A 24,186-nucleotide genomic window follows, 5' to 3' on the forward strand; every position below is an offset into this window, starting at 1 on the left:
GCCATTATCCTGTTGTTTTTAGGCGGATTGCTGGAGGTTAACCACCAGTTTTCCTATTACTACCCAAATACCAGCATCAATATTTTGTACCTGGCGCTTTATGTCCCGGTTTTTGTTTACCTGTTCCGGATCATATCAGCGAGGATAAACGGCGCTGATTATAGTTGGGAACTATCCTTAACCTTGTTAGCCTGTACCGCTACTTTTTACCTGTTTTTGGCACCTGTATTTTTTACCCAATTGGCAGAAATGCTGGAGCTTAAAAAGATCAGCGTGTCGCACTTTGCCGTTCACTGGATCAGTGACATTTTTATAGCGATGATATTTTACAGTATTATCCGTCTATGCCGTGAAAAGTTTAGCGATACCACAAAAGACGCGTGTGCCTGGCTGTTAACTGCAGGAATTGTTGCCTTTTTAAGTTTAGAAATTTGCCTGCTGGGCGAGCTGCTGTTTTTTTCAAAACAAAACAGCGTGGATACGATCCAAACGGTGTATATAAAAACCACGCTACCAGTATTATGGGGAGTGATCTCATTTATCCTGATGTGGCTGGGGATGCGCAACAAACAACGGAACCTGCGCATTATTTCATTAACCCTGTTTACCATAACATTGCTAAAATTATTTATATTCGATATCAACAACATCCCTGTTGCCGGCAAGATAGCGGCGTTCTTTTGCCTGGGCGTGTTATTGCTCATCATATCTTTTATGTACCAAAAAGTTAAAAAAATCATTGTGGACGATGAGGCGAAGTCAAAAGATTAAAGCGGGATTATTTGTTGCCGGAATGTTTTGCGTAATGTTTTCTGCATCCGCACAAAACTCTTTTAAATACGCGGCGACTATTCCTAAAACAGATTCAGCCGGGTTTTATAAAATAAGCCTGCAGCCGGCGCTTGTTGCAAAAAGCAATGCCGACCTTTCGGATATCCGCCTGATTACCCAAAAAGGGTATTTTGTACCTTATATTACTGCTGATAACCTCCCGCAGCCTGCCAACGAAAAGTTTATGGTATTTCCGCGGGTAGCAGCTGCTTCAAAAACTGATACAGGCACCTCCTATATTATTGAAAACCGGGTTAGCCTGCCCGTAAATATGCTTTGGGTAAAACTCAGGAACACCGCGGTAAAACGCACCGTAAACATATCCGGCAGTGACGACCTGCAACGTTGGTTTGCTATTGAGGAGGACGTTCCATTACAGCAGGCAGGTTTAAACAGCGGAGGGGCCTATTTGCAATCGCTCTCGTTCCCGGCTAGCAACTACCGGTATTTAAAACTATTGGTAAATGATAAAAACAAAGCACCGTTAAAATTCATGGAAGCGGGTATTTATACTGAGCAATCGGTTTCAAAGTCATATTTTGAGGTGCCGGACGCCCGTGTTAGTCAAAAGGATAGCAATAAGGTAACTTATATCGATATCTGGCTAAATGATAACTACCTGGTTAACAAAATCGAACTAAATATATCCGCGCCCAAATATTACAAGCGGGACGTTGCCGTTTACCAGCTGGATAAGCAAGACCGCGTACTGGTGAGCAATGCTGAACTATTCCCGGGCAAAAGCAACAGCCTGCTGTTTGCAGCCAAAGGGAATGAACTTGAATTGCAAATTGATAATGGCGATAACTTACCGCTCAGCCTAAAAAATATTAAGGTTTTCCAGGCAGATCAGTTTATTGTAAGTTACCTCGATGCTGGGCAATCTTATAAAATTTTAACCGGCGATAAAAAAGCCTCCGCACCTGATTACGACCTGAAGTTTTTTATCGACAGTATTCATCAGCGGATCCCCGAAATAAGCCATACAGCTGTTATCAAAAACGCGACCTATCAAATACACAACAAAATAGTCAACAAAGATAACGGTATAATCATCTGGATCTCAATCATCGCAGCACTGTTGCTGTTAATCCTGTTAACCTGGAAAATGGTTACGGAGGTAAACAACAAAAACCAGTGAAATCGTTTTTAAATTTTCAAAGCTTAAGGAAACCTATGCTGGCGAGAAATTCGCAAGCTATTCATGCCCCGTTAGGGGCTACCTGTTTGTAGAAAAAAAAATCACAACAAAATATTACCCCGTCAGGGGTTACCCATTCGCAAAGGGTAACCCCTGACGGGGTAATTGTCTGGTAGGTTATCGGATGCTACAAACAGGTAGCCCCTAACGGGGCATACGCTTTTTAAATTCGATTTCACTGCAACAAAAAGGGCCAGATTCAATTATGCTGCTATTTTTATTAGCTTTGCCATTAAAGCGCTTGTATATTTCAGCATATGGGAAAAATTTACTTATTTATGATGGTGGGCGTTATTGCAATTGTAATGGTGGTAATAAGCCTGATGAATTTCGACCCAAAAGTGGAAACGTGGAGCAGTTTTATTGCCGGCGGCGCCATTGCTTTACTTCTCCTTAAGTCGCCTGCTATTTGGGCCTACTTTAAACAAAAACGAGCTAAGTAATTACCCTATGTTTACCAACTACCGCTACCCGCTTGTATTATTTATAGCAAGTTTTGCCTTTATGCTGGCAGCCATGTTATTAAAAATGATAGATTGGCCGGGAGGTAGCTTATTATTCGGCAGTATGCTGATGGTATAGGCATTTTCTATCGTCTGGCTAATGATTGTATTGATTAAAAAAAAGTAAACCGTCACCTATGTTGAACAATTACCGTTACCCCATTGCACTTTTCTTAGTTAGTTTCATTTTTTTTCTCACAGGTATATTATTGCGGACAATGCATTTACCCGTTGGGGATTTTATGACGATATGTATGGTCATTTTCCAGGTAATATCAATTATTTGGCTGATGATCCTGTTTTTCAAATTCAGTTATCCTACAATTTTCTTTTTAGCAGGTTTTGTGTTATTTCTCGTCGGCCTTGTATTTAAGATCCAGCACTGGGTGGGTGGGCAGTTGATTGTTTGCGGCATGATCGCCGTTCAGATAATTGCTATTGCCTGGCTTATTTTTTCGCTGTTAAAAGATAAAGCGGAGGCTTAAAACCATTTCTGCCAAAAAAGCTTTTGTTTGAAAGGGGGGCTACCCATTCTCCAGCGCTTTCTTCACGCTTTCCTTTTTATTACGGGAAACCGGGATCTCATCCCCGTTGGCAAGCAATAAAAAATCGCCATACTCCTTCTTCCAGCTGTTGATGAATTTTTTATTTACCAGGTGCGACTGGTGGCAGCGGATAAAGTTGTAATCTTTTAAAATCTCCTCATATTCATAAATCGGCTTGCAAACCAATAACGATTCGCCACCCTGCAAAAAGAAAGTGCTGTAATTATTGGACGATTCGCAGCGCACGATCTCATTCGTTTTAATAAACCGCGTCTCTTTTAAAGTAGTTAAGGCAATGCGCTGTACCTCTTTGTTTTGCTGGCTTTTTACCAGATGGATCAGGTTTTCCACCTGCCGGTTCTGTACTTTTAATTTACATTTTTTGATGGCCCGGTCAACTGCGGCTTGCAATTCATTGATGTTGATCGGTTTTAACAGGTAATCCACCGCAGCAAAGCGCAGGGCCTGGATAGCATATTGATCGTGCGCGGTTACAAAGATCACCTCAAAATCATAGTTATTCAATTCCCTTAGCAAATCAAAGCCGTTTTTATGCGGCATCTGGATATCCAGGAAAACAATATCCGGCTGATGTTTCCCGATGATAGTTTTACCTTCATCAGCGTTCAATGCAGTTGCGCAAATGCTAATTCTGGGGCAGTACGTGCTCAGCAACTCCTGAAGGTTATCCAGGTTATTCGTTTCATCATCAATCAAAACAGCACTAATACTCATAAAAACCAATTTTTAAAGGTAAGCTCAACAGCGTTCCGGAAGGCGTGTTCACTTTAATTTCAAGATTGATGGCTTGCCCGTTGGCGAGGTCGTTCACCAGTTTTATCCTGGCGCGGGTAAGCTTTAATCCAAAACCGTTTATATTTTCAGCAACTATGAAGCCTCCGCCATTATCAGTTACCGATACCATCATATCATTTTGCTTCCTTATATAATTCACGCTGATCCGACCATTTTTCTGCAGGGCCGAAACGCCATCCTTTATGGCATTTTCAACCAGCAGCTGCAATAATAAGGAAGGGATTTCAGTTTCGTAGCCATTAATATCATCAGCAACAGATATAATATAATTAAACCCGAAACGCAACTGCTCCAGTTTTAAATAAGTTTCCCAAGCAGCCATTCCCTGTTTCAATACAGCCTGTTTCTTATTGCTGTTATTTAATGATTAGCGCAACAAGCCCCGCATATTTTTTGAAAGATAGCCTGTTTAACCGGATATATAAGCATCTTTGACAGCTGCGGATATGATTTGTTTGCTGCCGGAAATTGCCCTTTAAGCAACAGCATTTGGCATAATTTTCAGTTTTTATTTTTAAGAGGAATCTTATTTACAGTTTTATAAAAAAACTAAATTCACCGGTACTCATGGATCTATACTATATTCTTTACATCAGCGCCGGCACAAACTGGTTTACGGGGGACGAATTGAAAGCGCTTTTAAAGGTGAGTCATCGAAATAATACGCGCGACGGCATTACCGGCTTGTTGTTATACGGCGATGGTAATTTTGTTCAATTACTGGAAGGTGAAAAGACCACGGTACTGCGAACTTTTGAACGCATTAGCGCCGACCCGCGCCATAAAAGCACAACCATTATAGATAGCGGCGAGTTGTCAGATCGCAATTTCCCAAAATGGTCTATGGGATTTAAAGCGCTGGACAGTTTTAGCAATACCGGGTTGTCGGGTTTTCTTGATCCTGAAACCAAAGACTTTCTTTTCCTTAAAAAGCAACATCGAGCGACAGACCTGCTCAAATCCTTTATCTGTACTGCCCGTATAGGTATTTAAACATTAATTACGTAATCATTTATAATATGGTGTATGTGTATCCATGAATTGCTTTTCGGTGGCATTCCAGGTATTAATTACGTCGTTGCGGCCGTTATTTAGTTGCTGGTTGGTTTGGTTATAGGTATTCACCGCTGCATTGATATCGTTTACACCCTTATTATAAGCATCCACATCCTGCTGTGTACGCTGGTCGGCGCTTTTAGCGTCAAGGGTGGCCTTAAGTTTGTTAAAGGCTTCCTCCTTCATAAAATAGTCAGTAAGCTGCGGCGCCTGTGTTTCGGCTTCGGTTTTATAAAAATTGAGCGCCTGCTGGCATGCATTGGCCAATGAGCCATCATTGTCAAAAACCTTTAAAGTATCCAATACCTTAAGGCCTTCAATCGCATATTTGTCAAGTGCGCTGCGCACCTGCTCAATTTTGGTCACATTTTTTTGATTAACGGCTTCAGTCAATTGGTTATCTTCCCAATTGCATTTGTAAAACAGCAGGTATACTTTATCATGGTACCTGGTTTCGCGGCCGGTGGCTTCCATTTTGTCGCCAAGCTCCGTCCGCTCCGAAATCAGGTTCACCCCGTACTTGGCGGCAAACGCTTTTTCAGCTACTGCTATCCGTTTGTTTCCCATCTCCAGCGAATCGTTGGTCGCCTGTTCCAGTAAAAGGTAGGCCTGCATTTCGTCGTAACTGCGTTCGGCAATATCGTCCATGTTTACGATATGGGTATAATCGTCATTAAAGATTTTGTAGCATAGCTGGATAAATTTCAGGCTGCTTTGCCGCAAAGAATTGTCGCCTTTATAAGGCGGCAGGTTGGTGATAGTATTCTGGCAGATCACGATATTATCCACGGCGACGTTCCGCAATTTCTCGATCTTTCGTTTACGGCTGCTATGTGCCGAGGCACTGATATAGGCCATATAAGCTTTGTTCATGTCCGTTTCGGCAGTACTTATCGCTGTCATATAAGTACCCGCGTCGGCCTGGGGATCTTGCGCTTTGGCGGTTTTTACTACACCCAGTGTTATTGTAATAAACAATAAAGTGCAGGTAAATAGTTTTTTCATAGGGGCTATTTATTGATATGGGTTATTCGGTTTTCATCTTTGCAAGTACGTCATAGGCTATGCTAATATAAGCATCTGCCGCCACCCGTTTACTAAAATCTTCATTCATTTCTTTAAGCAAACTATTGGCTTGCAGTCTTTCCTGTTCATCAGCATTGCTTTGTACGATGAATTTTTTTAATGGCGGCAATGGTGCTGTGGTACCTGCATTATTGGCCATATTTAAAGCCAGATAATCATTAATATTTAACGGAATATCTTTCGCAGCCTTTTGCTGTTTGGTATAGGCCACCAATTTTTTTATCATGTTAAAAAATTGGCTGGTATCAATTTCGGTTTGCATACTTTGCGCCAGTGTTTTTAAAGGTAGCGGCGCATATGGCGTATAATATTTGTTTGGGGCGATTGATCCGGAGCGCAACGCAAAAGGCTCATCGGCTTCCTTGCTGATGTATACGTCAAGCATGTCGGGCAAGGCAATGTCTGGCTGTACGCCTTTAAACTGGGCCGAGGCGCCTGTAACCCGGTATAGCTTGCTTACAGTGAGCTTTAAATTGTCCTCCGTTACCACTTTTGAAAAATTTTCAGGGGTAATCGTAGTATCCATCGGCAAAACCACCTGCATAGTAGCTTTACCATAGGTAGGCGACCCAATAATAACAGCGCGGTTATAGTCCTGCAGGGTACCTGCCACCATTTCAGATGCTGAGGCGCTGTAACCATTTACCATGATCACCAGCGGGCCATCGAACACGGTGCCCCGGTCCGTATCTTTTATAGTTGCTACCTTTTCATCCTTGCTTTTTACCTGCGCCACCGGTCCTGCATCTATAAATATACCTGCCAGTTCCGTAGCTTCTCCTACCGAGCCGCCGCCATTACTTCTCAGATCAAGAATGAGCCCGCTTATGTTTTCTTTTTTTAATTTGATGATCTCGCGCCCAACGTCATTGGCGCAGCCGTTAAGGCCTTCGTTATTGCTTTCCCAATCCTCGTAAAAGGCAGGTAAATAAATATAACCGACGGTGGTTTTGCCCTTTAATACAAAGCTTTTTACCCTGCCATCATCCTCGCCTCCGCCGGCAGCAACCTGCTCTCGTTCCAGGGTCAGCTGGACTATCGGTCCATCGGTTTTTTTCATGGTAAATAAAACTTTATTATGGCCGCTCTGCCTGATCAGTTCAATAAAATCGTCCGGGGAGATATCAGAAACGTCAACTGCTTTACGGCCATCCCATTGCAGGCTCATAAATTTATCGCCTTTATTCAGCTTGCCGCTTTTATACGCCGGGCTGCCGGGTTCCAGGTTATCAATCAGCACGCCACCGTTTTTATCTTCTTTCATCCGGAATCCAAACTGGAAGGGCTGCTTACCCAGTTCACTTTCAAAATTTTCCTTTTCCTGCGGCGGGAAAAATTCAGTATGCGGATCGAAACAGGAAGCGATGGTTTCGCAATACAGGTTGCCCAAATAGCGCTCAATCCCATATGAATTTTGTAAGATATTGCCGATCTTCCTTTTTAAGGAAGACACTACCTTTTTTTGGGCAGCCAGCCCGGCGCTGTCGATATATTTTTTTTGTTTAACAGCCGGCCAGGTTTTAAAGTCATCCGGAATATCATCGTCCAGTTCATCAAGCGCATTTGCTTTGAGTTTCTTATACAACTTTGGCCGCATGGCAACCGGAGCAGCCGGGAACAAAGTATCTTCAGCAACCGTTAATTTTTCAACAGCATAAAAATTAAAAGGAGTTTTCACGATGAAGTCCGCCAATGAATCTGCCTGGCGCAACCTTTGTTTGTAAATGCTGATAAAAAGATCCAGGTAAGCGGTGTTACGCTGTTTTATTTCACCTGCTATTACTGCCCGGTAAGGATTAAGCCTGCCAATATCATTTTGCGTAAAGAAGATCCTGTCCTCATCCGCTTTATCCAGCATCCCCTTAAATACATCTGCTGAAAATGAAGCATTCAATTGCCGCGGCTCTACATGAAACTTGTTAACCATCCGGGTAATCACAAATGCTTCATTCGCAACTCTATCTGTCGTTTGAGCATTTGATAAAGTTGGAAGGAAGAGTAAAGTAAACAGCGCCGCCCGGAGTTTTTTCATGCCATAAAATGCTGCCTGTAAAATACCAAGGATAAAGGAAATAAAAAAATAAATTGGCGTGCTGATTATGGTGGTATATACACTATTCACTGAATGAACCCCCTAAAAATAGCAAAAGGCGGGAGGGCTCCCGCCATTTTGCAACCAAATTGTATATAAAAATATAGGAGAGAAAACCTTTAATTCTTTTTCAGCACCACATACTGGTAGGGTGTTAAACTTAATAGCGAGGATAGTGTGGTGGCGGTATTACTCATGCCATCAATCCAACTGCCTTGTACCCCAGCCGGAACAGCATAGTTAACCGTGCTGTTACCGGTGTTTACTACTATCAGCACATCATCCGTACCTGATTTTTTTTCGAAGGCAACCACACTCGCGTCGGTATATGGTGTTAATGTGCCCACTTTTACTGCCTCATGCGCGGCCCTGAAGGCCAGGATCTTTTTATATGCAGCAACCATATCCGGGTTGGCCGTATAATCCACCGGTACGGTATTAAAAAAGTTGATGGCGCTTGGATAACCAACTTCCTGGCTGTCGTAAATCAATGGAATCCCGCCCATGTAGGTCGCAATCACAAATGCCGATAACGCCCCCTGTTTGCCTTTATATTCGTTGATGGTACTGCCATCGGATGACGCATCATCATGGTTAGTGATATATCTTAGTTTTACGCCGGGCGATGGTAACGAAGCCAGTTCTGCAGTATTTGTAGCGAACAAACCGGATGGCGATGTAGTGCCGGCATACAGAGATTTAAGTGTACTATAATAGCTGAAGGCATAGCTGATCTGGAAGCCCGAGGAAATTTCGGTGCCTTTTGTGCCTTCGGCCAGGTAGATCAGTTTGTGCGTAGAAATGGTGTTTAGGGTATCCAGCGCTTGCGTCCAAAAATCAGTTGGGGAGTTGTCGGCAAAATCACAACGGTAACCGTCAATATTCGCGGTAAACACCCAATATTTCATCGCCCTTATCAGGGCAGTGCGCATATCAAAATTATTGAAATTCAATGCCGCAACGTCTGAATAGGTGGAAAGCTGCTGGATATTACCTGATGCGTCCTGCATGTACCATGATGGATGGGCGGTGATCCACGCATTATCCCAGGATGTATCATTTGCTTCCCAGTCCAGGATAACTGCCATACCCAGGGCATGCGCTTTGGCGACCAAAGCGCGCAAATCATCCAGGGTGCCGAAACTGGCGTTTACCCCTTCATAATCCTTTACTGCATAAGGAGAACCAGAGGCTTTAAGGACTCCGATTGGGTACGTTGGCATCAGCCAGATCACATTTACGCCAAGGGCTTTAATAGAATCAAGCCTTGCATCAACGCCCTGGAAATTGGCGGGTGTAAACGTTTTTTCGTTTATCTCGTACATCACGATATCCTTGGTTGCCGGTACATTGGCAAATGGGGTACCATATTGGGCCGGATCTTTATAAGTTGCCGGTGGTGTAACCACAGGGGGTACAGATTTTGATTTGCTACAGCCAAAAACCGCCAGCATCATCATTATAAATAGAGTATTCATTTTAAGTTTTGGTGTTTTTATATTCATTTCACAATTCCTCCTGGATTAGTATTTTAATTGAATCAGTTTTGAGCTATTTTCTATCACGACATATTTAACCGGGCATGTTTCGCGGGGGGATGCACCTGCCATGGGATCATTGGCAGGTGTCGCATTTAAAAAAGCATAGGCCTCGTTTTGCAGTTTATAGTGGTTTTTATCAGTATTCACACCATCAATCTGGTCGTAGCCGTGTAATACAAGTTTCATATATTTAAATTGAGACGGATAACTGCCTTCGGCTTCGTTGAAGGTTATACTCCTGGCCGAGGGGTTAAACATGATCGTGCGTTTATAAAAGGCACCGGTTTTGTATGCAAAACTTTTGCCATCATCCTCGTAATAAACAAAGCTGTTGGCAGTGCCATTGTAAATATGTACTGATAAGGTATCTGTCGGCTTTACCGCGGTAGTTTGCACCAAAGATTGCATCGGAATAATGCTGCCGCCTTTAACATACACGGGCAACTTATTTAAACTTAAAGGGACAACCTTTGCCTGTTGGCCTGCCTGAACCGAGTCATTATACAAATCGTACCAGGTACCTTCGGGAAAATAGATCTTGCCATATTCCTTTGAGCTCTCAAACGGGGCAACCATAAAGGCACGGCCAAATTGGTACTGGTTCTGGAATTCAGGCGACAATACATTCGGATCGAAAGTATAATCCATTGCCAGTGAGCGCATCACTGGCAAACCGTTTTGGGTCGATCCATAAAAAGTTGAATACAGGTAAGGCATCAGCTGGTACCGCAGGCTGATGTAGTTACGCGCGATCACCAGGGCATCTTCGCCAAAAGTCCATGGCTCAGCTGATTTGGTATTTAAAGTAGTGTGGTTCCTGAAATATGGCGTAAAAGCCCCCAGCTCTATCCAGCGGGTGTACAATGGAATAGATTCATTACCGCTGAAACCGCCTACATCCATGCCTGTAAAAGACACGCCGCTTAATCCAAGGCTGTTTAATATCCTTATGCCCTGCAGCATGTGGTCCTCTTCCGCGCGGTTATCCCCCGTCCAGATAGCGGTGTATCGCTGCAGGCCGGCATATCCTGAACGGGTTAATATAAATGGCCTTTCCTTAAACTGTTCCAGTGCCCCTTCGTAACTTGAGCGGGCCATTTCCAGCCCGTAAACATTATGTGCTTCAAGGTGCGTGGTTTTTTTGCCGTCGTAATCAAACAACACGTTATCAGGCATTTTTTGGCCCCAGGTAGATATTTCGTTCATATCATTCCATATTCCGCTTACGCCTGATTCAGCAAAGAATTTCACCTGTTTACGCCACCAAGCACGGCCTTTTTCGCTGGTAAAATCGGTGAAATTACACCAGCCGGGCCATACCTGCCCGGTATAATTCTGACCGTCAGGGTATTTGATGTAAACATTTTCCTTTAAACCACTTTCATAAGCGGGAGCGCCTGGCGCTACTTTAATTCCCGGGTCAACAATAACCGTCGTTTTAAAACCCAGGTTTTTCAGCGTATCATTCATCAAAACCGGGTTGGGAAACTGCGTTTTATTCCAGGTAAACAACTGGAAACGGTCCATATAATGGATGTCCAGTGTAATGCCATCCGCAGGGATCTTTTTTTCGCGCAACGTACGCGCTATGCGCAACACTTCCGCCTCCGGGTAATAAGTGTACCTGTTTTGCTGGTAGCCAAGCGCCCAAAGCGGCGGCATCGGCATACGCCCGGTAAGCCAGGTATAAGAAGTAATAATATCTGCAACGCTTTTGTGGTAGATAAAATAATAATTCATTTCGCCGCCGCGTGCGCCGAATGAGGAGAACCGGTTATTGCTGGCGCCGAAATTAAAATCGCTTTGATAGGTATTGTCCAGGAATATCCCATAATTTAAATGATGATGTATACCGATATAAAACGGGATGGTTGAGTACAAAGGGTCCTGGGTAATGCTATAAGCGTAGTTATCCTCGTTCCAGTTGGTATACCCGTTTCCTTTCCGGTCAAGGTTACCGGTTTTTTCCCCAAGTCCTACAAAGTGTTCGTCATCCTGCAATTTCTTATAGGAGGTAACTGCATTTCCAACCCAGGAGGTGGTCAATCCCTGCTCTTCTTCATTAATTATTTTACCGTCGGGGGTATAAAATGTTATGGAATAAGGCTGTTTGTGAATTATTGCTTTAACTGAATCAGTTACCAGCGTAATTTCTGCGTTATCCTGTGTTATCGTTGTTTTCGTTTTTTGAGATTTGCCAACTACGGCATAGGAAAAATCGCCTTTAAGGGGATTCTTATCCAGCCGGATGCGGATAATGGATGGACTGTAAACAGTTACCATCCCGAAGGCATTGGTGGTTTTAAAAGTAATTTCCTGCTCACCAATAGTAACGGTCTCTACATTGCCGGTTGTTAAAACCGGCGATTGTGCTACCAGGTGAGTGATAGTGAAAATAAAGGCAAGCGTAAGGGTGATCTTATTAAATTTCATGGATCTTTTTAAAATTTTTCTGTGCTAAAAGATGTATAAATGGCCCTGGTGAGTCGGCTGTGCATTAAAACAAAGTCGTTTTGATCAACTGAAAACAGCATGAAATTTACGTTAAAATGATCATCTTTTACAGAATTAAATTTTGTGATTTTAGCTTATAAAAAAGTAAGGCAGTGCCTGAAGCACTGCCTTACAAATGTTAGTTTTTCTTTAATGTAAAATTGTAGTTATTCGGATCGCGAAGATCTAAAGTAATGGTATAATTGCCGCTTGATGGTACCGTCAGGTTATTAAGCGAACCATTATATGGGTAAGCAGGATTATCCGCATACTCAAGATGACCGGCTGCATCAATACCAAAATCAATACTCCATGCACCATTAGCCCTGAATTTAAATGAGGCATTGGTTAACATGTTGCAGGTAACTGTCCAAACCTGTTTAACGGGATCGAACGTCATTTGCGTATCGCCGCCCCAGCCGCCGGGGGTTGCATCACCGATGATACCCCATGTGGTAAGTGTGTAGTTCCAGGTTAATGTTGCTGGGTTACAAACCAGTTCATAATAGCCCGCGCCTGGTAAGGTCATACCTGCTGCTGCACCATCTGTGGTAAGTGTACCACTGCCTGCATCGCCATAATTAATATGGTTCCAGTCTTGCGCACTGGTAAACTTAAACTGGAAGGTGCCGCCTGCTTTTTCATAAATATAGCCTTCGTAAATATTAGCAACTTCTGCTGCAACAGTTGGTGCAGTTGAAGGCGACCATCCCTGGTAATCACCTGGCACCCAAAGTACCGGCCAGCCATGTGAATAGGCAACCACGGGTTTCCACGGGCTTACCGTTACGGTTATGCCTTTTGAAAAAGTGCTGCGGTCCTGGTAAGCCTGCACCCTGAACACCATTTTAGCGGTGTCATTAGCGCCAATACCTACGGCAAGGGCTAATGCGTTAAGATCGCTTTCTTTAAACGATTTGTTCAAAATGTCCTGCCCTATCGTTATCTGTGTGGCATTAGCCCAACCGGTGGCACCAACAGTATCTGCCGGCAAGTCTGCCTGCAAGGTATAGGTTACTTTTGCCTTATAAGGATACACTACCGCCGGCCACTTTAAAGTTAACAATGCTGTAGTAGTATCAGTAGCCGCTGTAAGTATTACCTGGTTAGTTGAAGTGGTTAAAGCGCCACTAAACGAAACAGGTGCCAGGGTAGTTAATGCAGCCTCCTTATGACAAGCAACGCCGGTAAAAGCAATTGCTATTAAAGTTAATTTGATTAATTTTTTCATAATGATGATTAGTTAGGATAACCCGGATTCTGTTTTAATGTAGTGTTTGCATTCAACGCCGCTGTTGGTATCGGGTATAACTGCTGGTAAGCGGCTCCTGCCGGTACAATATTCGGCGCTGCGCCGTGTGGAAGCAGATATGTTCCGAAACGGATCATATCCTGCCTGCGGTGGCCCTCCATATTTAACTCAAACCCTCTTTCGTCATAAACATTCTGAAGGGTTGGCGCAGCGATATCGCCTAAGCCTGCCCTTTGCCTCACCTGGTTCAGGAATGGCGTTGCCGCTGTTGTGTTTCCTAAACGAACATTACATTCAGCCTGCATTAACAATACATCGGCGTACCTGTAAACCGGAAAGTCGTTTGATTCGCCGCTGGCATCTGCCGGAGGTACCGGGAAGAATTTAACATCCCTGATGCCTTCATTTGGCCCTGCACCGGGGTCAATAAGTGATGATACGGTTTCAGTGTAAGTAACACCGCCTGCCTGCGCGCCAACCAGGAATTGTTTCCTGCGGATATCGCCTGCATCATATTTATCATAAAAATCACCAGGGATGATCGTACCGTTCCAGCCATTAAAGCCGATCAGCGCAGTACCGTTGGCACTGTTTAAACTCCTGATGGTGTAAATATTTCCGCTGATCACATTTTGAGTAATATACAATGCGAATATGGTTTCATCGTTAGGGCAAACATTACCAAAAAGCTCGTAATAAGTGTTGCCCAGCGGCGCGGCTGTATTGGCGGTTGCAGGATGCAGTGTAAAATTACCCGAAGCTATTTTGCTGCAAGCATCTAAACAGGCGGCCCATTGCGGTGTGCCAGTATAAATCTGGGCGTTTAAATACACCTTGGCCAATACCATGTAACCTGCCCATTTGGTGAAACGGCCATAATAAGTACCGCCTCTGGTTTCAGAAAGCAGGTCGACGTTTGCTTTAAGTTCAGATACGATGAAGCTGTAAATGGTTGCTCTTTTTTCCTGCGCGATCTTCGAAATGTCCGTATTATTATCGGTGTAAAACGGCACATCGCCAAAATCATCAATCAGCAGGTAATACAACCATGCACGCATCACCTTGGCTTCAGCAATTTTAGATGGATCAGCTTTAGCGGTTGTTAATTCAGATACCGCCAGGTTCGCACTGTAAATACATGAATAGGCCCAGTTCCAGGTATTGTTAATGATGCCTAAACTTGGTAATTCGGTACGGGTGTACAGTTGTGCAAAGTCAAGCTGCCAGTCGCCGGTGTTGCGGTGCGGGATCACCTGCTCATCTGCCGAGAAGCTGTTCAAATCGTACCAGCAGTTATCGCGACCCGCGTAGTTGCTGCCCCATGTCCCCGTAATTTTTGCGTACACATTGGCCAGCGCATCATCGGCACCCGCTGGCGTCGAATAAAACTGCGCGGCCGCATACTTGTCGTACACATTTTCATTAACCTTGGTGCAGCTTTGTGCAGCGAGGCCAATTATTAGAATACTTAATAATATTTTTTTCATGATCTGATTATTTTAAAATAACATTTAAGCCAACCGAAAAGGTCCTGGTACGCGGATAAACGCCATAGTCATAGCCGGCGCCAAGGTCACTTGTATTAAGTTGCGGGTCCAGCCCTTTATATTTGGTAATAATAGCCAGGTTTTGACCGGTTAGGGATATACGTAAAGCACTGATAAACTTTACATTAGTTAAGTTAACTTTATAACCGAACATTAGGTTTTGAAACCTTATATAAGAGCCATCTTCCAGCCATTCATCAGAACCAAATGGCGACGAATGAATACCCGTAGCCATAGCACTGGTCAGTAAATTTTGCTTGCCTATGTTTTCAAGCATGCTAAAGTCCTGGCTGATGCCGTTATAAATTTTATTGCCACCGGCACCGCTCCAAACCATAGATACATCAAAGTTTTTGTAGGTAAAACTCGGTGTAAATCCAAATTCATATTTAGGAAGCGCCTGTCCTTCGTCCACGCGGTATTTGCTTTGCGGGGCCTGGTCAACGTTGCCGCTCGCATCTTCGCCCACAACAGTTTCAACGCCTTGTGCATTTACTCCGCTATGTTTTAGGATCAGGAATGTTCCAATCGGCTTGCCAACTACCAGGTATGAATTAGGGGTGGATAAACCAACATAATTTGTCGGGATATTATATCCTTCGATATTGCCGCCAAGGCTCAAAACCTTGTTCGACATAAATGAAGCATTGCCTGCCAGGGTTAAGGTGGTGTTTTTTGATTGAATAACCCTGTAGCTCAGTGTAAGCTCAAGCCCGCGGTTCTGCAGGCTGCCCACATTTGCCAGGATATTTGTAGTTAAAAACGGCCCCTCTAAAGGCACGGTATAGTTAAACAACAGGTTGTCGGTATTAGAGGTATAAACATCTACGGTACCGTTCAGCCTGTCATTAAACATCGAGAAATCTAAACCGGCATTTGCCTGTTTTTTGGTTTCCCACTTTAAATTAGGGTTAGCATTTTGGGTAGCCGCATAGTTAGGGATAGTTTGGCCACCAAAAAATACGGTACCGGCCTGCCCTACCAAAGCGATGGAGTTTTGCGGTCCGATTCCCTGCTGATTACCAGTAATACCGTAACCCACACGCAATTTCAGGTTACTGAATAGGTGCTGATCCTTCATGAAATCTTCCTGAGTTATGCGCCATGCAAAAGCCGCTGATGGGAAATTTCCCCATTTGTTGTTCACCCCAAATACGGTTGAACCATCGCGCCTGATACTTGCAGTTAACAAGTATTTACTGTCAAAACTATAATTTACCCTTCCTAAAAAGGATACCAGTCTCCTGTCATTTTTATACGATGAAATATCGCCCTGCAGTACTTTTGAAATATCGCCTAATTGAAGGGCGTTGTATGAAGCAAGGTCGTTTACAAAACCCCTGCCCTGGGCAAAATCACCATTATAGGTTTGTGCCTGCCACTCATATACCAATGTGGCGTCAAAGTGATTCTTTTTATCAAAATCATGTTTATAACTCAAATTAATATCCATTAATTTTTCGTCGTTATGCCAGTTGTTGATATTACCTACGCCGTTGTTGTCTATCGCGTATTGGATAGTCGACGATGATGGCTCATAAAAGCCGGTATTCCCGTCAACTTTTCTCCAGCTGCCAAACCATCCCGCTGATAAACCCTTATAGATATCCAGGTCGGCCCTTAAACTGCCGAAGAGTTCATTTGAGTTCACATCATTTTTCACGGTTTTGGCTACCGCGTAAGGGTTGGTGTATTGAAATACGTTCGGGTCTCGATAATAACTGCCGTCGGTATCAAATACAGGGTCGGTTGGCCGGGCGATATAAGCCTGGCTGATCAGGTTTGAGTGAAATGCTGCATTACCAACACCATTGGGTTCATAAACAGCTTCATTAATACCACTGTTGATGTTCATGGTAAGGGTTAGTTTATCGTCCAATGCTTTCTGGGTCGCCGTAACTCTGCCGATATAATTTTTATACCCAGTACCAATTACCAAGCCTGTTTCGTTGATAGCCGTTAGCGAAGCACGGTAATTAAACTCATTGGAGCCTCCTCCAAATGACAGGCTATGGTTTTCGGTAACACCATTTTGAGTAAGCAAATCGTACCAATCTGTATTAGATCCATGATTTGCTGACGCGTCAACGCCTAAGGCGTTAGCTTCCTGTGTCCACGATGCGGCATTTAACAATTGTAATTTTTTTGAAATTACATCCAGCGAAGTATTTTCGTTGTATTCAACACTTGTTTTTCCTGCGCTGGTTTTTTTTGTGGTAATGATAATTACACCCGGCGCACCGCGTGAACCATAAATTGCAGTTGCTGATGCGTCTTTTAAGATGTCAACAGAGGCAATTTCGCTTGGTGGTACCTGTTGTAACAGGTCCATATTACCTTGAATACCGTCAACCACAACGAGCGGATCGTTACCGCCCTGGAGTGAAGTAAAGCCCCTGATGCGGATACTTGGCGCAACGCCCGGTTCGCTGCCTACCTGGTTAATATTAACACCGGCAGCTTTGCCTTCCAGTTCCTGTAATGGGCTGGTAACTGCTCCCGGGTTTAAATCTTTACTCCCAAGGTTTGAAACAGAACCGGTAAGGTCGGTTTTCTTAACCGTGCCGTAACCAACAACCACTACTTCAGATAATGCCTTTTGGTTCGGGATCAGTTGGATAGTCACCGGCTCATTCGCGGTCATTACCTTTTCCATAGTGTCATAACCGATATAGGTAATCGTTACAACAATTGCCGACTGGTCGCTGCCCGGCAGTGTAAACTTTCCGTTTAGATCCGTGGTTGTTGATTTGTCGGTACCCTTAACACGAACCGTTGCGCCCGGTAAAGGTTGGGCGGTTTCATCAACCACCTTGCCGGCAAAAGTACTTTTTTGGGCAAATACAGAAAATGCACAAATTAACAACAGTATGGTCAGGCCATACTTAAATAAGTAAACTTTTTTCATTTAATATTGAGTTTAATATTGGTTTAATTGGACCCGGCTTATCTGGCTAAATCCGAATCAAAGAAAGAGACCTGAGAGATCAACGGCAATAGTTCACTAAGTCAATATAGAAAATAATGGAAAGAAAATAATTACAATATACTCACAATGAGATAATTACAAGACAACCATACTATGGTCAATATAGATTTAAGATTTTCGGAGAAAGGGGCTAAACCGACTCAATTTCCATAATCCGGTCCTCAAACTCGTCATTCGGAATAAATGATTTGTTCTTGATACGATTTTTATAGGAGTAAATAGTGTTCACGGAGTACCCGAGGAGTTTCGCAATGCGGTCGTTATCATGGATGCCCATCCTGATCAAAGCGAAGATCCGGTGCTCAGTGGTGAGCAATTGCCCTTCCGGTACAGGGATAATTTCTTCCTTTTTGAACAGGGCATTAAATTTATTTATAAAATCGGGGAATAAGCGCAGGAACACCTTATCGAAGGTATGGAAAAGCTGCAGCCGCTCATTTTCGAGATTAAGGTTTTTAACAGCTGAAAGTGCATCATCATAGCGTTTGCTACTCAACTTTTTATCGATTGATTTTTGAAAACTTTCCAGCTTTTCTATATAAATGGAGTTGATGTTAAAGTAATACCCGATATATTCATTCTTGATTTTATTCGCCGTGCTTAAATTCCGGTTCAGTTCTTCCAGTGCGCGGTTATTTTCCTGCAGGGTGATGTTGGCAGCCTTGATCACTTCGTCAGCAATCCGCAATTTTTTTAATTGTTTAAAAATGATCCAGGCAAATACAAGTACAAATATTACCAGCAGCGTGATAATAAAAGAGTAGGTATAAAGCAACTTTTTTTGATGCTCTATCTGGCTGATCCATTGGGCTTCGATGATGGGCAGGATACTGCTGATCTTAACCTGCCGTTGTAATGCCCCATAAAAAGTGGCATCGTCCATTGCCTGTTTAATGTAAACGTATGAATGGTCGATATCACCGTTTTTGTACAAAATATCTGCCAGGTTATAAATGGCAACGGTTTCCTTAGTAGCCGACTGGATATCAGATATCGCAGCTTCAATCAACAGTTCCAGCGACTTTTCGTGCCGGCCTTTTACCTCGTAAATATAGCTCAGGCAACAAGCGTTAACCGCAAAATCATGCGGTGATAAATGGTGGAATTTTAATAACGCTACATAAGTTTTCAACCCGGCGTCATCCTCTGTATTGCGTAGTTCCTTTAGTCCTTTCAGCTCCAAATAATAATAGCTGCCTGGCCTGCATAGCGCCAGGGCACTGTCAATACATTTTATGCCAATCGGGTTATAAATTGATGTATAATCAGCGTTCCGGTCGAAATCGGACAGATCGAAGTAGCTCCTGGCCTTCAGGAAGTAATATTGGATCTTACTGCTATCCGGAAATAAGGAGACGTTGATCTGGTTAAGTGTTTCTAAGGTTTCCTTAAACATTCCGGAAGAAATAAAAGTGAACCCAAGGTCCATTTTGGCTCTTGCAATTTTTAAGGGATCCTTTAATTGCATTGCTGTGGTCATCAGCTTTTTTGAGTAACTATACGCCGAATCATAACTGAAGGCCTTGTATTCATCAAAAAGTTTTTGGTATACCTGGTATTTACCACTACGATCAGCAACGGCGTTTAATTCCTGCTTAATCGCATTGATTCTGCGGAGTTTCTGATTTACAAAATCCTCTTTATGAGCAAGCACCGCATCAAGGCGGTTTAGCAGGCTATCTTCAGAAGCGACGGCATACGCCTGGCTTAGCGTGCATATTCCTGTCAAAAAGATGAATAACCTAAAAACTGATCTCATTAAAAAAACTTAAATTTAAAGGTATATAAATATTTAGGATTGTAGCATACCTTCAAAGGAATGTGGAAAAGAGGTTGGGTTTTGAAACAAACCCGAATAGAATATGGCGGCTTGTATTACTACGAACAAAAATGGCCGACAGCTTGCAAATATGTTTACCGATATAACACTATCTTTTACCGACAATTTTGAACACCTGGCAGTACCGGGCTTTTTTTGCCCGCCAATGCTGCATAATATTGATGAAAATTAATGACCATGACAAACACAGCATCATCATTCTTCGCCAACCCAACTGATTGTATCGACTCAAATACGCTATTCGGTGAGGTAAAAAAAATCATTATCTCCAAAGACTTCAAAGGGGGTAAAATAAATAACGTTTTTGGCAAAACCGAATTGGATTTTACCAGTGCCGATATACAGGGTCTGGCTGTTTTGGATATATCTGAAACCTTCGGAGAAACGATCATCATTGTTCCGGAAGACTGGCGGGTTGAGACTGATCAAACGCTCATCATGGCAACCTATGAAGATAACCGGCAGGCTGGCGTTCAGAAAATCAACCCCAATAAAGTGCTGATCATTACCGGCTGTTCGATATTTGCCAGCATCAAAATTATACGCAGGCAGTATTGATTTAAAAACGTTTTAAAACATTGGATAAAAACTACAAGCGGACAATCATCTGTTTGCCTGCTTGTACAAAAAGGTGATTTATTTATCCGCTACATAGCTCAGCATCCATTGTATACCGAATTTATCAGTAAACATGGCAAAATAGGCACCCCAAAACTGGTGGTCGAGCGGCATCATCACAAATCCGCCTTCAGACAGGCCCTCAAATAATTGCTGCGTTTCTTCTTCGCTGCTGGTATCCAGTGTCACCATAAAATTTGTTCCGGCAATCGCTTCAGGCCTCCCCTGCGGTATATCCATCCCGGCCAACACGGCGCCACCAATTGGCAAAGCAATATGGAGAATCTTTTCGCCTTCTTCAGCGGACATTGGATTTGGGCTGGGCATATCCTTCAGGCGCTGCACATGAATAAATTCTCCGCCAAATACGGATCTGTAAAAGTTAAAGGCTGCTTCCGCCTGGTTGTTAAAAGCAAGGGTGATATTTACTGCTTTCATTGTTTAATTGATTGGTCAGGCCAAATATAGGATATAGGCCAAGGCATTAACCGGGTGGTTGTATGACATTTTAAAGTTAAAGGGTATTTTATGACAAGGATATGTATGGGATAAAATCAAACTAAGTTTCACCTGTTTCCTTTATGCAGTTTTCTATCCTCCAAAATTTCATTTGTCCTGGTGACTGCCTTTTCTAGAGTATCGGTAACATTGGCTTTGCCGATGTGGAATACGAGGCGTGCTTTTCGCAACTCAGTCATCACCTGTTCGCTGGTTACCTCTGATAAAATGAGTTTGCTCCCGCGCTTTTTTATTTCTTCGTGCACTTCCCTTAATACGCGGATGCCAGTCGCATCGATTACCGGAACATGGCGCATCCGGATGATGAGCACGGGCGCGGGATATTCAATCACCCGCATGGTGTCCTTAAATTTGTAAGCGGCGCCAAAAAACATAGGGCCGTTTATTTCAAACACATCAACGCCTTCAGGCAACCCGTCTGGCACGGAAAGTTCGTCGGCGCTATCTTCGGACGACAGATCGGCATGTTCAACCGAACTGGCCTTCGTCATTTTGCGCATAAACAGGAAAGCCGCCAGGATCATTCCCAGTTCAATAGCAACCGTAAGGTCGATAAAAACGGTAAGTATAAAAGTGGTAAGCAAAACCGCCGCGTCGCTTTTTGATCCTTTTAAAACAAACATAAAGCTTTTGGCTTCGCTCATATTCCAGGCAACAATCACCAGTATGCCAGCCAGGGTAGCCATAGGAATCAGGGCAGCCAGCTTACCGATAAACAATAGGATCAACAGCAGTGTTATGGCGTGGATGATGCCCGCAACCGGTGTACGGCCTCCGTTTTTAATGTTGGTAGCGGTACGTGCGATGGCTCCGGTTGCCGGGATGCCCCCAAAGATAGAGGAGCAGATATTGGCGAAGCCCTGGGCAATTAATTCAGTATTGGAACGGTGGTTGCCGCCGATCATGCCATCGGAAACTACCGCGGATAACAAGGACTCGATACTGCCCAGCATGGCAATAGTAAATGCCGGCCGGATTAGCTGTTGAAATGTGGCAAAGCTAACCGTAGGGATTACCGGCGAAGGTAATGATGAGGATATCGCCCCAAAGCGGCTGCCGATAGTTTCGACGTGCAAATGCAAGAAATAAACAGCAAGGGTAGTTACAATAATAGCGATCAGTGAGCCCGGCACCTTATGGGTAACCCTGGGCCATAAATAAATAATAAGCAGGGTTAACGCGCCAATGCCGAATGAGTAATAATTAACCATGTTAAAATGCTGCCCGTAAGCCAGCCATTTGCTGATGAAATCAGCAGGCACATTGGCCATCTTTAAACCGAAAAAATCTTTGATTTGAGAGGAGAAGATGATTACGGCAATTCCGGTGGTAAAGCCGACGATCAAAGGGTATGGAATAAATTTAATCACATTCCCCAACCTCGCCAGGCCCATAATAATGAGCAAAATACCGGCAATAAATGTCGCGATAACCAGGCCGTTTACCCCAAATTTCTCAACAATACCGTAAACCACTACAATAAATGCCCCGGTTGGCCCGCCAATCTGCACGCGGCTGCCGCCCAGCGCCGATACAATAAAACCGCCGATAATGGCCGTGAAAAGTCCTTTTTCAGGCGATACACCTGAGGCAATAGCAAACGCTATCGCCAATGGCAGGGCCACAATGCCTACGATCATGCCGGCTATGGCATCTTTGTAAAATTGCGCTTTGCTATAATTTTTAAGGGTATCAATTAGTTTTGGTCGGAATATCGTCTTCATTTCTTTATCGTTTAATCCACATTCTCAGCAAAGTATCGCAGGAAGTATTGACCAGGCAGTAATCAAGGGGTATTACATCATCAAAACAATGGAAAGTGATCAGGCGCGTTCCTGATGATTTTTCAGCTAATTTCTTATAAAGATACTGTGTATAATAGCTGTACAAACTAAAAGAGGTGGCTATGGTATCGTCGATGCTGTTTTCGGGATCGATATTTTCATAAAATGAGTTATAAAAATAAAAATGATCAAACTGGTTGAAATCCAGCTGGGTAATATTTGCATTGATAAAACTCACATTGTCCAACCCGGTATATTGCCTTGCCTCTTCGGCAAAATAAACCAGCTCCGCTCTTTGTTCCACCCCATGGAAAGAAGTTTCGGGATAATGGTAACCCGCAGTAAGGCAAAACTTACCAATCCCGCTGCCAATATCCAAAACCCGTGCACCTGGTTCGGCTAAAAATTCGGCGGCTTTGCGGGCAATGGCTATGGGTGTCCACTGTTTAAGTGATATTAATTGAAAATGTTCCGGGTACATCCAGTCGAACGCGGCATCGTTTTGAAAAAGCGCAGCGTTGTTATCATTCCCGTCAGATACCAGGGTAAGTTTCCTGTTTAACTGCTCATCCGGCCGCGGCGGGAAATCAGCATATGGGTAAATTTTGGTCACCTGCAAATTTACCACCTTTTCAGGCCCTTTGGCATGGTATCACATCAGCGCAAAAACTGATATTTATCAGCTTTTAATTATGTATATCTTTGCATATGAGCTTATCAGGAATATTCCCGATCGAACGATGGAACTTTACAACACAATCTATGCTGAATGTGCTGTCGGACGAGGACTTTAAGTACCTGGTGAGCCACCAAAGCGACCAGGAATATCATAAAGGCGAAGTAATCTTCAGGGAAGGCACCGTACCTGCGGGGATTTTTATCGTAAAAAAAGGAAAAGTAAAAAAATACAAAACGGACCGTGGCGGCAAGGAACAGATCATTTATGTGGCTAACGAAGGGGAACTGATAGGTTACCATGCGGTATTGTCGGGTGAGCGCTATCCTGACTCGGCGGCGGCCCTTGAAACTTCTCTGCTTAGTTTTATACCTGCGGAAGATTTCATGGAGGTATTGAACCGTTCACCTAATTTTACTCACCGTTTGCTGAAAGCGCTAAGCCACGAGTTTACTGTGCTCACCAATAGTATATCCGTATTCGCGCAGCGGACTGCCACTGAAAGGCTTGCCATTGCCCTGATCGTATTGCGCGAAAAGTTTAAGGATGTGAATGCGGAGAAAAAAGATACCGATTTGAATATTTCGCGCGCCGACCTGGCCAATATGGCCGGCATAGCGCAGGAAAACGTGATCCGCCTGTTAAAAGAATTTAAAGATGAAGGCATCCTTAGTACAGAAGGCCGGAAGATAAGGATCCTCGATATTCAGTCGCTGGTCAAAAAATCAAATTACCGGTAGGTTTATAACAAAACAGCAGAGCGGGCCATCTTTCGATTGCCCGCTCCGCTGTTTTAC

21 protein-coding genes are annotated in these 24,186 nt (G+C 43.6%); 8 read left to right on the forward strand and 13 right to left on the reverse strand.

Features of this window, described 5'->3' with window-relative positions; genetic code table 11:
- The 5 genes from QZY09_RS17715 to QZY09_RS17735 form a co-directional block, all read left to right on the forward strand.
- A partial coding sequence (locus QZY09_RS17715) for a DUF2339 domain-containing protein (RefSeq protein ID WP_295674541.1) occupies positions 1-771 on the forward strand: 771 nt, incomplete at its 5' end.
- Positions 772-805: 34 nt separating this feature from the next.
- Complete coding sequence (locus QZY09_RS17720; RefSeq protein ID WP_295674544.1) at positions 806-1,972, forward strand: DUF3999 family protein; 1,167 nt, start codon at positions 806-808, stop codon at positions 1,970-1,972.
- 317 nt (positions 1,973-2,289) lie between these two features.
- Complete coding sequence (locus tag QZY09_RS17725; RefSeq protein ID WP_295674545.1) at positions 2,290-2,475, forward strand: hypothetical protein; 186 nt, start codon at positions 2,290-2,292, stop codon at positions 2,473-2,475.
- Between the two features lie 7 nt (positions 2,476-2,482).
- The gene (locus QZY09_RS17730; protein ID WP_295674547.1) at positions 2,483-2,614 is read left to right on the forward strand and encodes a hypothetical protein; all 132 of its coding nucleotides are present in this window, start codon (positions 2,483-2,485) and stop codon (positions 2,612-2,614) included.
- Between the two features lie 139 nt (positions 2,615-2,753).
- On the forward strand, positions 2,754-3,020 hold the full coding sequence (locus QZY09_RS17735; protein WP_295674548.1) for a hypothetical protein: 267 nt from the start codon (positions 2,754-2,756) through the stop codon (positions 3,018-3,020).
- Positions 3,021-3,059: 39 nt separating this feature from the next.
- On the opposite strand, the gene QZY09_RS17740 is transcribed toward QZY09_RS17735, so the two are convergent.
- Both QZY09_RS17740 and QZY09_RS17745 read right to left on the reverse strand, forming a co-directional pair.
- Positions 3,060-3,815: a LytTR family DNA-binding domain-containing protein gene (locus QZY09_RS17740; protein ID WP_295674550.1), complete on the reverse strand. Its 756-nt coding sequence runs from the start codon at positions 3,813-3,815 to the stop codon at positions 3,060-3,062.
- Positions 3,805-4,218: a hypothetical protein gene (locus tag QZY09_RS17745; protein ID WP_295674552.1), complete on the reverse strand. Its 414-nt coding sequence runs from the start codon at positions 4,216-4,218 to the stop codon at positions 3,805-3,807. The genes QZY09_RS17740 and QZY09_RS17745 overlap by 11 nt, the downstream gene beginning before the upstream one ends.
- Before the next feature lie 245 nt (positions 4,219-4,463).
- Between QZY09_RS17745 and QZY09_RS17750 the strand changes: the two genes are divergently transcribed.
- Positions 4,464-4,889 (forward strand): BLUF domain-containing protein, encoded by a 426-nt coding sequence (locus QZY09_RS17750; RefSeq protein WP_295674553.1) that lies wholly within the window; start codon positions 4,464-4,466, stop codon positions 4,887-4,889.
- A gap of 15 nt (positions 4,890-4,904) precedes the next feature.
- On the opposite strand, the gene QZY09_RS17755 is transcribed toward QZY09_RS17750, so the two are convergent.
- The 8 genes from QZY09_RS17755 to QZY09_RS17790 all read right to left on the reverse strand — a co-directional run bounded on the left by QZY09_RS17755 (position 4,905) and on the right by QZY09_RS17790 (position 19,711).
- Positions 4,905-5,957: a hypothetical protein gene (locus tag QZY09_RS17755; protein ID WP_295674554.1), complete on the reverse strand. Its 1,053-nt coding sequence runs from the start codon at positions 5,955-5,957 to the stop codon at positions 4,905-4,907.
- A gap of 22 nt (positions 5,958-5,979) precedes the next feature.
- Positions 5,980-8,160, reverse strand: coding sequence for a carboxy terminal-processing peptidase (locus QZY09_RS17760; RefSeq protein WP_295674557.1), 2,181 nt, complete (start codon positions 8,158-8,160; stop codon positions 5,980-5,982).
- An 89-nt stretch (positions 8,161-8,249) separates the two neighbouring features.
- Complete coding sequence (locus QZY09_RS17765; protein ID WP_295674559.1) at positions 8,250-9,608, reverse strand: alpha-amylase family glycosyl hydrolase; 1,359 nt, start codon at positions 9,606-9,608, stop codon at positions 8,250-8,252.
- Positions 9,609-9,653: 45 nt separating this feature from the next.
- A complete protein-coding gene (locus QZY09_RS17770; RefSeq protein WP_295674562.1) occupies positions 9,654-12,104 on the reverse strand; it encodes a TIM-barrel domain-containing protein in 2,451 nt (816 codons plus the stop codon).
- A gap of 199 nt (positions 12,105-12,303) precedes the next feature.
- Positions 12,304-13,395: a SusE domain-containing protein gene (locus tag QZY09_RS17775; protein WP_295674564.1), complete on the reverse strand. Its 1,092-nt coding sequence runs from the start codon at positions 13,393-13,395 to the stop codon at positions 12,304-12,306.
- An 8-nt stretch (positions 13,396-13,403) separates the two neighbouring features.
- On the reverse strand, positions 13,404-14,903 hold the full coding sequence (locus QZY09_RS17780) for a RagB/SusD family nutrient uptake outer membrane protein (RefSeq protein WP_295674566.1): 1,500 nt from the start codon (positions 14,901-14,903) through the stop codon (positions 13,404-13,406).
- A 7-nt stretch (positions 14,904-14,910) separates the two neighbouring features.
- Positions 14,911-17,871, reverse strand: a complete 2,961-nt coding sequence (locus tag QZY09_RS17785) for a SusC/RagA family TonB-linked outer membrane protein (RefSeq protein ID WP_295674567.1) — start codon at positions 17,869-17,871, stop codon at positions 14,911-14,913.
- 211 nt (positions 17,872-18,082) lie between these two features.
- Entirely contained in the window at positions 18,083-19,711 is a 1,629-nt protein-coding gene (locus tag QZY09_RS17790) for a DUF6377 domain-containing protein (protein WP_295674569.1), read from the reverse strand.
- Between the two features lie 258 nt (positions 19,712-19,969).
- On the opposite strand from QZY09_RS17790, the gene QZY09_RS17795 reads away from it, so the two are divergent.
- Positions 19,970-20,350 carry a LiaF domain-containing protein gene (locus QZY09_RS17795; RefSeq protein ID WP_295674571.1) on the forward strand — a complete coding sequence of 127 codons (381 nt, stop codon included), beginning with the start codon at positions 19,970-19,972 and terminating at the stop codon, positions 20,348-20,350.
- Positions 20,351-20,428: 78 nt separating this feature from the next.
- On the opposite strand, the gene QZY09_RS17800 is transcribed toward QZY09_RS17795, so the two are convergent.
- The 3 genes from QZY09_RS17800 to QZY09_RS17810 form a co-directional block, all read right to left on the reverse strand.
- Positions 20,429-20,848 (reverse strand): VOC family protein, encoded by a 420-nt coding sequence (locus QZY09_RS17800; RefSeq protein ID WP_295674572.1) that lies wholly within the window; start codon positions 20,846-20,848, stop codon positions 20,429-20,431.
- A gap of 128 nt (positions 20,849-20,976) precedes the next feature.
- Positions 20,977-22,653 (reverse strand): SulP family inorganic anion transporter, encoded by a 1,677-nt coding sequence (locus QZY09_RS17805; protein WP_295674575.1) that lies wholly within the window; start codon positions 22,651-22,653, stop codon positions 20,977-20,979.
- Between the two features lie 4 nt (positions 22,654-22,657).
- Positions 22,658-23,326 carry a bifunctional 2-polyprenyl-6-hydroxyphenol methylase/3-demethylubiquinol 3-O-methyltransferase UbiG gene (locus QZY09_RS17810; protein ID WP_295674577.1) on the reverse strand — a complete coding sequence of 223 codons (669 nt, stop codon included), beginning with the start codon at positions 23,324-23,326 and terminating at the stop codon, positions 22,658-22,660.
- A gap of 95 nt (positions 23,327-23,421) precedes the next feature.
- Here QZY09_RS17810 and QZY09_RS17815 point away from each other — a divergent pair, with 95 nt between their 5' ends.
- Positions 23,422-24,129 (forward strand): Crp/Fnr family transcriptional regulator, encoded by a 708-nt coding sequence (locus QZY09_RS17815; RefSeq protein WP_295674579.1) that lies wholly within the window; start codon positions 23,422-23,424, stop codon positions 24,127-24,129.
- Positions 24,130-24,186 lie beyond the last annotated feature (57 nt).

Origin of the sequence: uncultured Mucilaginibacter sp. (assembly GCF_903913935.1) — a bacterium.
Lineage (GTDB): Bacteria > Bacteroidota > Bacteroidia > Sphingobacteriales > Sphingobacteriaceae > Mucilaginibacter.

Coding starts and splice junctions, on each gene's coding strand:
- QZY09_RS17730 (WP_295674547.1), top strand. CDS start 2,483: ATGTTTACCAACTACCGCTACCCGCTTGTATTATTTATAGCAAGTTTT.
- QZY09_RS17740 (WP_295674550.1), bottom strand. CDS start 3,815: ATGAGTATTAGTGCTGTTTTGATTGATGATGAAACGAATAACCTGGAT.
- QZY09_RS17780 (WP_295674566.1), bottom strand. CDS start 14,903: ATGAAAAAAATATTATTAAGTATTCTAATAATTGGCCTCGCTGCACAA.
- QZY09_RS17720 (WP_295674544.1), top strand. CDS start 806: ATGTTTTCTGCATCCGCACAAAACTCTTTTAAATACGCGGCGACTATT.
- QZY09_RS17775 (WP_295674564.1), bottom strand. CDS start 13,395: ATGAAAAAATTAATCAAATTAACTTTAATAGCAATTGCTTTTACCGGC.
- QZY09_RS17750 (WP_295674553.1), top strand. CDS start 4,464: ATGGATCTATACTATATTCTTTACATCAGCGCCGGCACAAACTGGTTT.
- QZY09_RS17765 (WP_295674559.1), bottom strand. CDS start 9,608: ATGAATACTCTATTTATAATGATGATGCTGGCGGTTTTTGGCTGTAGC.
- QZY09_RS17745 (WP_295674552.1), bottom strand. CDS start 4,218: ATGGCTGCTTGGGAAACTTATTTAAAACTGGAGCAGTTGCGTTTCGGG.
- QZY09_RS17815 (WP_295674579.1), top strand. CDS start 23,422: ATGAGCTTATCAGGAATATTCCCGATCGAACGATGGAACTTTACAACA.
- QZY09_RS17785 (WP_295674567.1), bottom strand. CDS start 17,871: ATGAAAAAAGTTTACTTATTTAAGTATGGCCTGACCATACTGTTGTTA.
- QZY09_RS17725 (WP_295674545.1), top strand. CDS start 2,290: ATGGGAAAAATTTACTTATTTATGATGGTGGGCGTTATTGCAATTGTA.
- QZY09_RS17805 (WP_295674575.1), bottom strand. CDS start 22,653: ATGAAGACGATATTCCGACCAAAACTAATTGATACCCTTAAAAATTAT.
- QZY09_RS17755 (WP_295674554.1), bottom strand. CDS start 5,957: ATGAAAAAACTATTTACCTGCACTTTATTGTTTATTACAATAACACTG.
- QZY09_RS17800 (WP_295674572.1), bottom strand. CDS start 20,848: ATGAAAGCAGTAAATATCACCCTTGCTTTTAACAACCAGGCGGAAGCA.
- QZY09_RS17795 (WP_295674571.1), top strand. CDS start 19,970: ATGACAAACACAGCATCATCATTCTTCGCCAACCCAACTGATTGTATC.
- QZY09_RS17770 (WP_295674562.1), bottom strand. CDS start 12,104: ATGAAATTTAATAAGATCACCCTTACGCTTGCCTTTATTTTCACTATC.
- QZY09_RS17735 (WP_295674548.1), top strand. CDS start 2,754: ATGCATTTACCCGTTGGGGATTTTATGACGATATGTATGGTCATTTTC.
- QZY09_RS17790 (WP_295674569.1), bottom strand. CDS start 19,711: ATGAGATCAGTTTTTAGGTTATTCATCTTTTTGACAGGAATATGCACG.